This is a genomic window from Romboutsia ilealis (assembly GCF_900015215.1).
GTDB classification, from domain to species: domain Bacteria; phylum Bacillota; class Clostridia; order Peptostreptococcales; family Peptostreptococcaceae; genus Romboutsia; species Romboutsia ilealis.
In genome coordinates, this window is sequence record NZ_LN555523.1 from 1025990 (window position 1) to 1039446 (window position 13457).

At 28.2% G+C, this 13457-nt stretch carries 15 protein-coding genes; all 15 read left to right on the forward strand.

Annotated features, from left to right (window positions below; all coding sequences use genetic code 11):
- Positions 1–356: 356 nt before the first annotated feature.
- Positions 357–1334 (forward strand): beta-ketoacyl-ACP synthase III, encoded by a 978-nt coding sequence (locus tag CRIB_RS04850; RefSeq protein ID WP_180703404.1) that lies wholly within the window; start codon positions 357–359, stop codon positions 1332–1334.
- A 117-nt stretch (positions 1335–1451) separates the two neighbouring features.
- Positions 1452–1682 carry an acyl carrier protein gene (locus CRIB_RS04855; RefSeq protein WP_180703405.1) on the forward strand — a complete coding sequence of 77 codons (231 nt, stop codon included), beginning with the start codon at positions 1452–1454 and terminating at the stop codon, positions 1680–1682.
- A 15-nt stretch (positions 1683–1697) separates the two neighbouring features.
- On the forward strand, positions 1698–2639 hold the full coding sequence (gene fabK, locus CRIB_RS04860) for an enoyl-[acyl-carrier-protein] reductase FabK (RefSeq protein WP_180703406.1): 942 nt from the start codon (positions 1698–1700) through the stop codon (positions 2637–2639).
- Positions 2632–3582 carry an ACP S-malonyltransferase gene (fabD, locus tag CRIB_RS04865; RefSeq protein ID WP_180703407.1) on the forward strand — a complete coding sequence of 317 codons (951 nt, stop codon included), beginning with the start codon at positions 2632–2634 and terminating at the stop codon, positions 3580–3582. The genes fabK and fabD overlap by 8 nt, the downstream gene beginning before the upstream one ends.
- A 17-nt stretch (positions 3583–3599) precedes the next feature.
- The gene (fabG, locus tag CRIB_RS04870) at positions 3600–4346 is read left to right on the forward strand and encodes a 3-oxoacyl-[acyl-carrier-protein] reductase (protein WP_180703408.1); all 747 of its coding nucleotides are present in this window, start codon (positions 3600–3602) and stop codon (positions 4344–4346) included.
- Between the two features lie 12 nt (positions 4347–4358).
- Positions 4359–5600, forward strand: a complete 1242-nt coding sequence (fabF, locus tag CRIB_RS04875) for a beta-ketoacyl-ACP synthase II (protein ID WP_180703409.1) — start codon at positions 4359–4361, stop codon at positions 5598–5600.
- A gap of 5 nt (positions 5601–5605) precedes the next feature.
- A complete protein-coding gene (gene accB, locus CRIB_RS04880; protein WP_243633580.1) occupies positions 5606–6088 on the forward strand; it encodes an acetyl-CoA carboxylase biotin carboxyl carrier protein in 483 nt (160 codons plus the stop codon).
- A gap of 1 nt (position 6089) precedes the next feature.
- Positions 6090–6512, forward strand: coding sequence for a 3-hydroxyacyl-ACP dehydratase FabZ (gene fabZ, locus CRIB_RS04885; protein WP_180703410.1), 423 nt, complete (start codon positions 6090–6092; stop codon positions 6510–6512).
- Between the two features lie 8 nt (positions 6513–6520).
- On the forward strand, positions 6521–7846 hold the full coding sequence (locus tag CRIB_RS04890; RefSeq protein ID WP_180703411.1) for an acetyl-CoA carboxylase biotin carboxylase subunit: 1326 nt from the start codon (positions 6521–6523) through the stop codon (positions 7844–7846).
- A 159-nt stretch (positions 7847–8005) separates the two neighbouring features.
- Positions 8006–8878 (forward strand): acetyl-CoA carboxylase, carboxyltransferase subunit beta, encoded by an 873-nt coding sequence (gene accD, locus CRIB_RS04895; RefSeq protein ID WP_180703412.1) that lies wholly within the window; start codon positions 8006–8008, stop codon positions 8876–8878.
- Positions 8871–9686, forward strand: coding sequence for an acetyl-CoA carboxylase carboxyltransferase subunit alpha (locus CRIB_RS04900; RefSeq protein WP_180703413.1), 816 nt, complete (start codon positions 8871–8873; stop codon positions 9684–9686). The genes accD and CRIB_RS04900 overlap by 8 nt, the downstream gene beginning before the upstream one ends.
- Positions 9687–9784: 98 nt before the next feature.
- Positions 9785–10237, forward strand: coding sequence for a MarR family winged helix-turn-helix transcriptional regulator (locus CRIB_RS04905; RefSeq protein WP_180703414.1), 453 nt, complete (start codon positions 9785–9787; stop codon positions 10235–10237).
- 256 nt (positions 10238–10493) lie between these two features.
- Positions 10494–10949, forward strand: a complete 456-nt coding sequence (locus tag CRIB_RS04910) for a VanZ family protein (protein ID WP_180703415.1) — start codon at positions 10494–10496, stop codon at positions 10947–10949.
- 490 nt (positions 10950–11439) lie between these two features.
- Positions 11440–12480 carry an aldose epimerase family protein gene (locus tag CRIB_RS04915; protein WP_180703416.1) on the forward strand — a complete coding sequence of 347 codons (1041 nt, stop codon included), beginning with the start codon at positions 11440–11442 and terminating at the stop codon, positions 12478–12480.
- Between the two features lie 173 nt (positions 12481–12653).
- Entirely contained in the window at positions 12654–13394 is a 741-nt protein-coding gene (locus CRIB_RS04920; RefSeq protein ID WP_180703417.1) for a uracil-DNA glycosylase family protein, read from the forward strand.
- Positions 13395–13457: the final 63 nt, after the last annotated feature.

Here is a 13457-nt window from a genome sequence, read left to right on the forward strand (position 1 = left end):
TATATAAATTTATAATTATGATATATTGTTTTTAATATAAAATGCTTCAACGATACATCCCTTAGGTAAAGTAAATTTTTTTGTATGAGAAGTATTGTAGCATAAAAAAATATTGAGTAAAACAAAAATTTTTACAATCAAAATAAATAAGATTTACAAAAAATATTTGTAGCTAAAATGTTGACATTAAGCCAAAGTAGTCTTAACATTATCGCATCGGTCAACCGAACGGCTGATAAAATCTAGAAAATAAATTTTAAAAAAGTGATTGACTTTTTATTTTGAATAGAATATATTTTGAGTATCAAAACAAAACTTTGGCAACAAAGATATTTGTAAGAGATAAGGAGAAAAGTATGGAAGGGATAATCATAAAAGGTATAGGTGCTTACACCCCATCTAAGATTGTTACTAATAATGATTTAAGTAAAATCGTAGAAACAAGTGATGAGTGGATAAGATCTAGAACTGGAATAAAGGAAAGACGAATATCTCAAGGTGAAGATACCTCATATATGGGAATTAAGGCAAGTGAAAAAGCTATTGAATTAGCTAATCTACAAAGAGAAGATATAGATTTAATAGTTTTTTCTACTTGCACACCAGATATGTTTATACCATCGAGTGCTTGTATAGTACAAAAAGAAATGGGGTTAAAAAATGCAGTAGCTTTTGATTTAAATGCAGCTTGCTCAGGTTTTGTATATGGTGTAGATGTGGCAAGGAGTTTAATGAAAACTAATAATTATAAAAATGCACTTGTTATAGGTAGCGAGAATTTATCAAAAGTAATTAACTGGGAAGATAGAAAAACGTGTGTACTATTTGCTGATGGTGCAGCATCAATAGTTTTATCTAAAAGTGAAAATGAGGGAATAATAGACTCTATATGCAAATCCTATGGAGATAATGGTGAGTTTTTAAGTATAGGAGGCAGAGAAATAAAAAATCCATTTATGGATGAAAGTATTTCAAAATATCAATATTTAGATATGGATGGTTCAGAAATATTTAAATTTGCAACATCATCAGTTACATCTTCTATAAAAGATATACTACAAAAAAATAATATGACAATTGATGATATAGACTATATAGTGCCACATCAAGCAAATGTAAGAATAATAGAGTATGTTGCAAAAAAATTAAAAACTTCTATGGATAAGTTTTATATGAATATTGATACATATGGAAATACATCATCTGCATCAATACCTCTTGCATTAAATGAAATGTACAATAAGGGTATTTTACAAAAAGGCCAAAACTTATTGTTAGTAGGTTTTGGTGGAGGACTTACATATGGTTCATCTCTTATAAAATGGAGTATATAAAGTCAAATTAATAAAGTTAAAATACGGTAAGATTAAATACCGTTAAAAAATAAATACCCAGGCATTGGGTAAATAAAACAATAAAATTAAAAAAATTGAAAATTGGAGGAAAAGAAAATGATATTAAACAAAGTTAAAGAAATAATGATGGAAAACTTATCAATAGAGGAGGAAAGCATAACTTTAGAAAGTACATTCGAATCTTTAGAAATAGATTCATTAGATGTATTCCAATTAGTAATGGAAGTAGAAGAAGCTTTTGAAATACAAATAGAGAACCCAGAAAATATGAAAACTATAAAGGATTTAGTAAACTACATAGAAGAAAAAACTAAAGTAAATGCTTAATTTATAGGAGGATATATGAAATATTCAAAAATAAGTCAATTACTGAATATAAAATATCCTATATTCCAAGGAGGTATGGCATGGATTGCTGACGCCTCTTTGGCAGCAGCAGTAAGTGAAGCTGGAGGATTAGGTATTATATCAGGTGTAGGTCAAACAGAAGATGTAAGAGAACAAATAAAAAAAGCTAAAACATTAACTAATAAACCTTTTGGCGTAAATATAATGCTAATGGCGCCAAATGTTGATGAAATAGCAAGTTTAATTGTTGAAGAACGAGTAGATGTTGTTACAACTGGTGCAGGAAGTCCAGGAAAATATATAGAAATGTGGAAAGAACATAATATAAAAGTAATTCCAGTAGTACCATCTGTTGCAATAGCAAGACGTATGGAAAAGTTAGGTGCAGATGCTGTTATTGTTGAAGGAATGGAAGCGGGAGGACACATAGGTCAACTAACAACAATGGCGTTAGTTCCACAGGTAGTGGATGCAGTGGATATTCCTGTAATAGCTGCTGGTGGAATAGGTGATGGAAGAGGAATTGCAGCAACTTTTATGTTAGGAGCTCAAGGAGTACAAATAGGTACTAAGTTTTTAGTTGCTAAAGAATGTAATATCCATCAAAACTACAAAGATAGAGTTATAAAGGCTAAGGATATAGATACAGAAATAACAGGCACATCAACAGGCCATCCAATAAGATCTCTAAGAAATAAATTTACAAGACAATATATAAAATTAGAAAAAGAAAGCTTAGGTAGTGAAAAATTAGAAGAGCTAGCTAGAGGATCTTTAAGAAAGGCTGCTAAAGATGGAGATGTGGAAAATGGATCTCTTATGGCAGGACAAATAGCTGGTATGGTAAGCAAAGAACAAAGCTGTGAAGAAATTATACAAGAATTAGTTAGTAAATATGAAGAATCTATAGGTATTTGTAGGAGGGCTTATGAGTAAGAAGATTGCTTTTTTATTTCCTGGTCAAGGAGCGCAATATATAAACATGGGAAGAAGCCTATATGAAAATATAAATGAGTGCAAAGAGATATTTGATAAAGGTGAAGAAATACTAGAAATGCCAATTAAAGATATTATATTTGATGGAAGTGAAGAAACTTTAAAATCTACTAAATATAATCAACCTGCAATACTTTTAACATCACTTGCCTGTCAAAAGGCATTACAACTTGAAGGAATAGAAGCTAATTATGTAGCAGGGTTGTCATTAGGAGAATATAGCGGACTTATATATTCGGGAATTGTTTCTTTTGAAGATGGAGTAAAGTTAGTAAAAAGTAGAGCTACTATAATGGATGAAGGAATAGAAGAAGGCGTAGGATCTATGGCAGCAGTTATGAAGTTAAGTAAAGAGAAAGTGGATACTTTACTTGAAGAAGCATCTAAATTTGGAGTTGTAGAGGTTGCAAATTACAACTGCCCAGGTCAAGTTGTTATAACAGGAGAAGTTGATGCAATAAGGGAAAGTATATCAATTGCAAAATCTTTAGGAGGATTATGTATACCACTTAAAGTTAGTGGACCATTTCATAGCTCACTATATGAAAAAGCAAGCTTCAAATATTATGAAAGTATAAAATATATTGAAATAAATGAACCTAAAAAAGTAATGTATTCAAATATATTAGGTAAACCATATTCAAAACAAGATGATATAAGAGATTTACTTAGAAAGCAAATAATGTCACCGGTATTATTTGAAGATAGTATAAATCATATGTTAGATCAGGGTATAGATACTTTCATTGAACTAGGCCCAGGAAAGACTTTATCTGGATTTGTTAAAAAGATAGATAAAAAAGCTAATGTTTATAATATAGAAGATTTAGATACTTTAAAATCGACAGTTGAAAAAATAAGATCAAAAGGCGAAACTTTATAAAGGCCATGGAGGAGAATATGTTAAAAGGAAAATGTGCAGTAATAACAGGTTCAACTAGAGGTATAGGAAAAGCTATAGCTATAAAATATGCAAGTTTAGGATGTAATATAGTTATAAACTATAGAAGTGAAAAAGATGAAGTTAATGCCTATAAGTTAAGTGAAGAAATAGGTAAATTAGGTGTTGATACTTTGATAGTCAAAGCAAATGTGGCTGATTTTGAAGAAGCTAAAAACATAGTAGAAAAAACCAAAGAAAAATTCGGGAAAGTTGATATTTTAGTAAACAATGCTGGAATAACTAAAGATAACTTAATTCTTAGAATGAACGAAAGTGATTTTGATAGTGTAATAAATGTAAATTTAAAAGGTTCATTTAACTGTTTAAAAGCAGTAACACCAATTATGTTAAAACAAAAGCACGGAAAAATAATAAACATGGCATCAGTAGTTGGAGTAATAGGAAATCCAGGTCAAGTAAATTATTGTGCGTCAAAAGCAGGAGTTATTGGAATGACAAAATCTCTAGCAAAAGAGCTTGGAGGTAAAAATATAAATGTAAATGCTATAGCACCTGGATTTATAGATACTGACATGACAAAAGTACTAAGTGAAGATCAAAAGAAAAACATATTATCACAAGTTCCATTAAAAAGACTAGGTTTAGTATCTGATGTTGCAAATGTAGCAGCATTTTTAGCTAGTGAAGATTCAGATTATATAACAGGTCAAGTAATACACGTTGATGGCGGAATGGCAATGTAGATGGAGGTAAATATGAATAGAATAAATAGAGTTGTTATAACAGGAATGGGAGCAGTTACTCCTATAGGAAATAATGTAGAAGATTTCTGGCAAAATAGTAAAAATGGAAATTCTGGAATAGATTTTATAAAATCTATGGATACTTCAGATCTTGAAGTAAAAGTAGGTGGAGAAGTAAAAGATTTAAAATTAGAAGGTTACTTAGATAAAAAAGAAATAAGAAGATTAGATAGATTTACACAATATGCACTTATAGCTACTGAAGAAGCAATAAAAGATTCTAATTTAGACTTAGAAAATATCGATAGTAATAGATTTGGAGTTATGGTAGGATCTGGTATTGGAGGATTCCACACACATGAAAGTGAATTTGGAAACATTCATAAAAAAGGACCTAAAAAAGTTTCACCAATGTATATACCAATGGCAATTATAAACGCAGTTGCTGCAAATGTAGCTATAAAATATAATGCAAGAGGAATATGTACATCAGCTGTAACTGCATGTGCAACAGGTACAAATAATATAGGAGATGCTTTTAGACATATAAAGCATGGTTATGCAGATATTATGTTATGTGGTGCATCGGAAGCGTCTTTTACACCAATAGCTATAGCAGGTTTTAATAATATGAGAGCATTATCTACATCTCAAAATCCTAAAAGAGCATCTATACCTTTTGATAAAGACAGAAATGGATTTGTTATGGGAGAAGGTGCAGGAATATTAGTAATTGAAAGTTTAGAACACGCAAAAAAACGTAATGCTAAAATACTTGGAGAAATAGTTGGATATGGTTCAACTTGTGATGCTTATCATATAACTTCTCCAGATCCTAAAGGAATTGGAGCATCAAAAGCTATGTTAAATGCGATAAATGAAGCTAATATAAATCCTAGTGAAGTTTCATATATAAATGCTCATGGAACATCAACACCTTACAATGACTTATTTGAAACAAATGCAATAAAAAATGTATTTAAAGAAGATGCAATAAATATTCCTATATCTTCAACTAAGTCTATGACAGGACATTTATTAGGTGCTGCAGGTGCTATAGAATCAATAGTATGTATAAAAGCTTTACAAGACGGATTTATACCACCAACAGTAGGTTATGAAAACAAAGATGAAGAACTTGATTTAGATTATGTACCAAATATCGGTAGGGAGTCAGATTTAAAATATGCAATAAGTAATTCATTAGGATTTGGTGGACATAATGCATCTTTATTATTTAAAAGATGGGAGTAAGTATTATGAAATTTGATGAAGTAAAAGAAATTATAAATATAATAAATGATTCAGAGTTGTCTTATTTTGAAGTAAATATAGATAATAACTATATAAAAATGGATAAATCTATGTCAAGAAGTTATGGTAGCTTAAACCAAAGCTATAGTAACATATCAGAGATAATAGATGAAAAATCTTTAGATACAAATTTAAATAATAATATAGAAGCAGCTATAGATAAAGATATAAATGAAGAGATTGATGATTTTGAATATATAAAAAGTCCAATGGTAGGAACTTTTTATAAAGCTATATCACCAGATGAATCTCCTTTTGTATCTGTTAATCAAAAGATATCAAAGGGAGATATAGTTTGCATAGTAGAAGCTATGAAACTTATGAATGAAATAAGTTCAGATTTTGATTGTGAAATAATAGATGTACTAGTAGAAAATGGAGTAATGGTTGAGTATGGAGAGCCACTATTTAAAATAAGGAGAAGATAATATGCTTACAGTAAAAGAGATAAAGGAAATTTTACCTCACAGATATCCTTTTTTAATGATAGATAGAGTAGAGGAAATAGTTTTAGGGCAAAGTGCTAGAGGATATAAAAATGTATCTGCAAATGAAGAGTTCTTTAATGGGCATTTTCCAGAGCATCCAGTTATGCCAGGAGTTTTAATATTAGAAGCATTAGCACAACTAGGAGCAATAGCAATACTTTCTATGGAAGAACATAAAGGAAAGCTTGGATTTTTAGTTGGCGCAGATAAAGTGAAATGGAGAAAACAAGTAGTTCCAGGGGATAAATTAGATTTACATATAGAAATAGTAAAAATGAGAGGTCCTATAGGAATTGGAAAAGGAACAGCTACTGTTGATGGAAAAGTAGTATGTGAAGGCGAAATAATGTTTTCTATTGGATAGGTGAGATTATGTTAAAAAAAGTACTTATAGCAAATAGAGGAGAAATAGCCGTAAGAATAATAAGAGCGTGTAGAGAATTAGGTATATCTACAGTTAGTATATATTCAGAGGCTGATAAGGAAGCACTTCATGCTCAACTTGCAGATTATTCAGTATGTGTTGGCCCAAATCCTTCAAAGGATAGTTATTTAAATGTAGCTAATATACTAAGTGCTTGTATATTAACAGGATGTGATGCCATACATCCTGGCTTTGGTTTTTTATCTGAGAATCCAAAGTTTGCAAAAATGTGTGAAGAATGCAATATAAAATTTATAGGCCCAGATTCTGAGACTATAAGTCTTATGGGAGATAAATCTCAGGCAAGAAAAATAATGAAAAAAGCTAATGTACCAGTAGTTCCGGGATATGAAGATAAAATAGATTCTTACGAAGAGGCTTATAAAATAGCTAAAGATATCGGCGCCCCTATAATGATAAAAGCATCTAGTGGTGGTGGTGGAAAAGGTATTAGGATAGTTAAAGATTTAGATGAGTTTAAACATAACTATGAAGCTGCAAAAAGTGAGTCTATGGCATGTTTTGGAGACGATAGAATATATATTGAAAAATACATTGAGAATCCAAGGCATATAGAGTTTCAAATTATAGCAGATGAATATGGTAATATAATACACTTAGGTGAGAGGGAATGTTCGCTTCAAAAAAATAATCAAAAAGTATTAGAAGAAGCTCCATCAACTTTTTTAAATAAAGAATTAAGAGAGAAAATGGGTAAAGTTGCAATAGATGCAGCAAAGGCAGTAAATTACAAAAATGTTGGAACGATAGAGTTTTTAGTTGATAAAGACCAGAAGTTTTATTTTATGGAGATGAATACAAGAATTCAAGTAGAACACCCTATAACCGAAATGATAACTGATGTTGATATAGTTAAAGAACAGTTAAAAATAGCTTCAGGTATTAAATTAAGTTTACATCAAGAAGATATAAAAATGCAAGGGCATGCTATAGAATGTAGAATAAATGCAAAAGATGCAGGAACTATAAGTGAACTAAACATGCCATCAGGACTAGGGGTTAGAGTAGATAGTGCAATATATTGTGGATATACTATACCTCCATTTTATGATTCTATGATAGCAAAACTTATAACATATGGAAAAGATAGAGAAGAAGCAATAATAAAGATGAAAAGATCTTTAGGAGAATTTGCAATAGGTGGAGTAAATACAAATATAGATTTCCAGTATGAAATACTAGAGCATCAAGATTTTATAGATGGGAATTACGATACATCATTTTTGAACAAAGATGTATCGATGGCGATATAATGTAATTCATTAACACGTTACTTAAGCAAAGTTTTAAATAACAAAATGTTAGTTAAAGATCTTATATGAAAAATTTGTTGAAATTCTATTTTTAAAGATAATTATTCATAGATGGATAATTCGTAATCCCTTAGTATTATAATAATATGGAGATGACATATGCTTAAGAATTTATTTAGAAAAAAAGAGTATATACAAGTAAAACCAAGGGATTTAGAAGATGATAAAAGTACATTGCCTAATATCCCAGAGGGTAAATGGATAAGATGTAATAAGTGTAAAAATATAATCTATATAGACGATTTAAACTCAAACTATAATGTTTGTATAAATTGTGGGTTTCACTTTAATATAGGTGCAAAGACAAGAATAAATCATATATTTGATGAAAATAGTTTTGTATATATGTTTGAAGATATACTAACAACAAATCCACTAGAATTTGATAATTATGAAGAAAAGATAAATCAAAATAAAGATAAATCTAATCTTAATGAAGCTGTAATAACAGGTCAAGGAAATATTCATGGTAAAAGAGTTTGTGCTGCAATTATGGATAGTAATTTTATGATGGGTAGTATGGGATGTGCTGTAGGTGAAAAAATTACTAGACTTGTAGAGTACGCTACAAAAAGAGAGTTACCACTTATAATATTTACAGCATCAGGTGGAGCTAGAATGCAAGAAGGAATATTTTCATTAATGCAAATGGCAAAAATTTCCCAAGCTATAGCAAGGCATGATAGTAAAGGCTTATTATATTTAAGTATAATAACTAATCCAACTACTGGAGGAGTAACTGCAAGCTTTGCAATGCAAGGAGATATGATAATAGCAGAACCAGGTGCAATTATTGGTTTTGCAGGAAGAAGAGTAATAGAAAATACTATTAGACAAAAACTACCAGATGAATTTCAAACTTCTGAATTTGCAGTAGAAAAAGGATTTGTAGATTCTATAGTAAAAAGACATGATATGAAAAATTATATATCAAAAACATTGAGTTTACATGGAGTGTGTGAAAATGTATAGTAGTGAAATAGTTAAAAAATCTCCTTGGGATAAGTTAAATATAGCTAGAGATAAAAATCGACCGAATGCTAGATTTTATATAGAAAATATATTTAATGACTTTCTAGAATTACATGGAGATAGATATTACAAAGATGATAGCGCTATAATTGGTGGAATAGCATCTATAAATAATATAAATGTAACTGTAATAGGTATAAATAAAGGAAAAGATACATTAGAAAATATAAAAAATAATTTTGGAATGCCCCATCCAGAAGGATATAGAAAAGCTTTAAGACTTATGAAGCAAGCAGAAAAATTTAATAGACCTATAATATGCTTTGTAGATACTCCAGGAGCATTTTGTGGAATAGAAGCAGAAGAAAGAGGGCAAGGAGAAGCTATAGCACAAAATTTATTTGTAATGAGTAAACTTAAAACACCAATAATCTCAATAATTATAGGTGAAGGTGGAAGTGGAGGAGCCTTAGCATTAGCAGTTGCTAATAAGGTATACATGTTAGAAAACTCAATATATTCAATACTGTCTCCTGAAGGATTTGCATCAATACTGTGGAAGGATGCTACAAGGGCAAAAGAAGCTAGTGAAGTTATGAAAATAACAGCTGAAGATTTAAAAAGCTTTAATATAATAGATAGTATAATAGAAGAACCAATAGGTGGTGCACATGAAGATCCAAAATTTATGTGTGATAAAATAAAAGAAAATATAATAAATGACTTAGAAAAGCTTATAAATTCTGACCTTAATGAGGTTGTTGATATGAGGTATGATAAGTTTAGAAAAATAGGTAACTTTTATTAAAAATGATTTTTCTAGCAAAATATTATGTACCAACTTAAATCAATTATAAAATTTATTATAGTAACAAGTGAAAATAAAATAAATGGAGAATATATGAAATGACAAATACTCAAGAGATATTAAATAAATTATTGGTACAGTTATTTAATGATATTTTACATATAGAAGAAAAGTCTCTTAAAAATACAGATTTGATGGATTTATCAATGACAGAAATACATACTATAGAAGCTATAGGAATAAAAGAAGCTAGAACTATGGGCGAAATTGCACATGATTTGAGAATAACAGTAGGAACACTTACTGCAGCTATAACAAGACTTATAAATAAAGGATATGTTGAGAGGAAGAGAACAGAAGAAGATAGAAGGGTGGTACTTGTAAGTTTAACGTATAAAGGAGAAACTGTTTATAAGGAACATCAAGTATTTCATGAAGACATGATTACTTCAATGCTAGGTAATTTCTCAGAAGAAGAAGAAAATATACTTGCAATAGCGCTAGAAAAACTGAATAATTTCTTTGAAGAAAAATATGAAAGCTTTAAATAGAAGAATAAAATTATAAAGACTATATATTAATTAATAGAAAAATTAATATATAGTCTTTTATATTAATAGTTAAAGACTTATATAAGAAGCCTATTAATATAATATTAATGATATCGAAGTTATTATTATCATCAATTGAAAACAATGATTTTAACTTGGATAGAGAAAAAACAATTAACTATTTTAAACTATTTTTTTTAATTACTAAAATTTATGATATAATTTTTTATAGATAAATGAAAAAGAGGGAATTACAATGAGAAAAAAATTTTTTATAGTATTAACTATAGTATGGATGGGGGTAATATTTTATATGTCTAATCAATCAGCATCAATATCATCTATGCATTCTGGAAATACAATAAATATTATAAGTAAATTGCCATTAATAGGTAATATTATGGATTACCTTACAAGTATTAATATAGGAGAATTTATAGTAAGAAAATGCGCTCATATGACTTCATATTGCATTTTAGCAATACTTTTATTTATGTCGGTATATGAAAATGATATAAAAAAAACAGTAATAATTTCATTTTTAGGAACATTTTTATATGCATGTAGTGACGAATTTCATCAATTATTCATATATGGAAGAAGCGGTGAGTTTAGAGATGTAATGATAGATTCTACTGGAGGAATTATAGGTCTATTACTTATTATTTTTATAGTAAAATATAAACAAATTAATAAGAAAATTGAAAAATAGCAATATATTGCATTGTAATAGATGCAGTGTATTGCTATTTTTTACGCTTGAGGATATTATAATACTTAAAAAAATGTGGATAAATTCTGAATGTAAGTAATATTAATAAATTGGTTTTGAGCATAAAAAAGATTTTGGAATACTTCGCCCACGCAGTGGCTCAAGCAACAGACGAAGTCGTTAGCGACATGAAGGGTTTCGCTGACACGTCGCTCAAGCGAAGCGAATTTTTTATTAAAAAGAGAAGTAATAAATAATTAAAAAACTATAGATTAAGTATTTTAACTCATTATAATAGTCAAATTTAATCATTAAAAATACTAAATCCGTGCGAGATATATATGTTTTAATAATAATTTTACATTATAAATATAATAGAAAATTATATAACTAAAATAGTAAAAATATTATAGAAATCTATAGGATGTTGTATAATATATATATGATGTGATAATATGTAATTATATAATCAATAGGGGGAGATAGAGTAATGCACTTAACAAAAACATTACTAAAAAAAATAGATAATAAAGAGATAATATCTTATAATGTAAGATTTGATAATGGATTTGAAGTAGAAATACTTAATTTAGGTGGGATAATAACTAAAATAATAACACCAGATAAAAATGGAAATTTAGAAAATGTTGTAGTAGGGTATAAAGATATAGAAAGTTATATACAAAATCCATCTTACTTTGGAGCGATAATAGGAAGAACTTCAGGTAGAATTTGTGAAGGACAAATATCGATAGATGGAGTAGATTATGAATTAGCTAAAAATTATAATCCTCATCAAGGGCATGGAGGATACAAAGGATTTAATTCTAAAATTTGGGATTTAAAAGTGTTAGAAGAAGAAAATAACATAACTTTAAAATTATATGCTAAATCTTTAGATATGGAAGAAAATTATCCAGGGAATTTAGATTTATGTGTAAGTTTTAAAATATATGAAGACTATAAAATAGAGCAAACTTATGAAGCTGTAAGTGATAAAAAAACATTAGTTAATATGACGAATCATAGCTATTTTAATTTAAGTGGAGATATAAAAAGACCGATAATAGATGAATATTTAAAAGTAGACTGTGATTATATATTAGAACTTGATAAGACTTGTGTACCAACAGGTAAAAAAATAAGTGTAGAAAACACTCCATTTGATTTTAAAAAAGAAATGAAAATAGGAGATAGAATAAATAATAATCATAAACAAATTCAAATTGGATGTGGTTATGACCATATATTTGTATTAAACAATAGTCAAAATCAAATAAAATTAAATGATAGAATATCAGGAAGAAATATGATAATTGATACAGATCAAAATTGTGTGGTTATATACAGTATGAATTTCCCTGATGAGGTAGAACTTTATAATGGTAAAAAGACTCAAAAAAGATATGGAATATGTTTTGAAACACAAGCTGCACCAATAGGAAGAGATATGTGCTTTATAGAAGATTCTTTATTAAATAAAGGGGAAAAGTATACTCAAAAAACTACTTATACGTTTTCTATAAATTAAATTGATTGTAATAGTTTTATCATATGCTATATTATTTGCAGCAAAATATTATAGACATTTACTTACAGCTGTTGATATAGTAAGTATAATAATATGTAATGAATTAATTATAATTTTATTATAGAGTATAAACAATATACAATAATAAATATCATTTAAATAAAGAGGTAAATATGAAAAAAACATTACATGACTATAAAGATATAATAAAAAAACTACCTATAAAAAATAAATATACAAAAGAAGAATTATTAATAGATGACTTTCTTATCGAGAAATCAAATAATATAGAGATATATTATGCTCCACATAATGAATATTTTAATCCAAAGGCAAAAATATTTATTGTAGGTATAACTCCAGGTTTTCAACAAATGAGTACGGCTATAGCAACAGCTAGAAAAGAATTAGAATTTACAGATGATATTAATGAAATTCAATATAGATGCAAGGTAGCAGCTAGATTTAGTGGTAGTTTAAGGAAAAATATCATTAATATGCTAGACGATATAAAGTTAAATGAAGTACTACATTTAGAAAGTGTAAGTGAAATATTTGAGGAAAAAGATTATTTACTACATACAATATCTCTTATTCCATACCCTGTATTTGTAAAGAAAGAAAACTATACAGGACATACTCCTAAGCTAAATAAAAGTGAAATTTTAATGAAATATGTATATGAACATTTTATATGTGAATTCAAAAAAATAGAGAATTATAAAGAAATATTATTAGTACCATTAGGTAAAGCTGTAGAAGATGTATTATTAAAATTGAAAGATGACGGAGTTATAGGTGAAAATCAAATTTTAATTGGATTTCCTCATCCATCAGGGGCTAATGTTAATAGATTAAAGCAATTTGAAAAAAATAAAGAAAATATGAAAAGATTTATTAAAAATAAATTTTAATACAAAAGGGCTATAACTATATAAAATGTACCCTATGTAAAGGACAATTTAAAAAAAGGTATC

Bases quoted from the DNA above. Each gene is read 5' to 3' on its own strand.
- fabF (WP_180703409.1), top strand. From the start codon at position 4,359: ATGAATAGAATAAATAGAGTTGTTATAACAGGAATGGGAGCAGTTACT.
- CRIB_RS04850 (WP_180703404.1), top strand. From the start codon at position 357: ATGGAAGGGATAATCATAAAAGGTATAGGTGCTTACACCCCATCTAAG.
- fabK (WP_180703406.1), top strand. From the start codon at position 1,698: ATGAAATATTCAAAAATAAGTCAATTACTGAATATAAAATATCCTATA.
- accD (WP_180703412.1), top strand. From the start codon at position 8,006: ATGCTTAAGAATTTATTTAGAAAAAAAGAGTATATACAAGTAAAACCA.
- CRIB_RS04910 (WP_180703415.1), top strand. From the start codon at position 10,494: ATGAGAAAAAAATTTTTTATAGTATTAACTATAGTATGGATGGGGGTA.
- CRIB_RS04905 (WP_180703414.1), top strand. From the start codon at position 9,785: ATGACAAATACTCAAGAGATATTAAATAAATTATTGGTACAGTTATTT.
- CRIB_RS04920 (WP_180703417.1), top strand. From the start codon at position 12,654: ATGAAAAAAACATTACATGACTATAAAGATATAATAAAAAAACTACCT.
- fabG (WP_180703408.1), top strand. From the start codon at position 3,600: ATGTTAAAAGGAAAATGTGCAGTAATAACAGGTTCAACTAGAGGTATA.
- accB (WP_243633580.1), top strand. From the start codon at position 5,606: ATGAAATTTGATGAAGTAAAAGAAATTATAAATATAATAAATGATTCA.
- CRIB_RS04915 (WP_180703416.1), top strand. From the start codon at position 11,440: ATGCACTTAACAAAAACATTACTAAAAAAAATAGATAATAAAGAGATA.
- fabZ (WP_180703410.1), top strand. From the start codon at position 6,090: ATGCTTACAGTAAAAGAGATAAAGGAAATTTTACCTCACAGATATCCT.
- CRIB_RS04890 (WP_180703411.1), top strand. From the start codon at position 6,521: ATGTTAAAAAAAGTACTTATAGCAAATAGAGGAGAAATAGCCGTAAGA.
- CRIB_RS04855 (WP_180703405.1), top strand. From the start codon at position 1,452: ATGATATTAAACAAAGTTAAAGAAATAATGATGGAAAACTTATCAATA.
- CRIB_RS04900 (WP_180703413.1), top strand. From the start codon at position 8,871: ATGTATAGTAGTGAAATAGTTAAAAAATCTCCTTGGGATAAGTTAAAT.
- fabD (WP_180703407.1), top strand. From the start codon at position 2,632: ATGAGTAAGAAGATTGCTTTTTTATTTCCTGGTCAAGGAGCGCAATAT.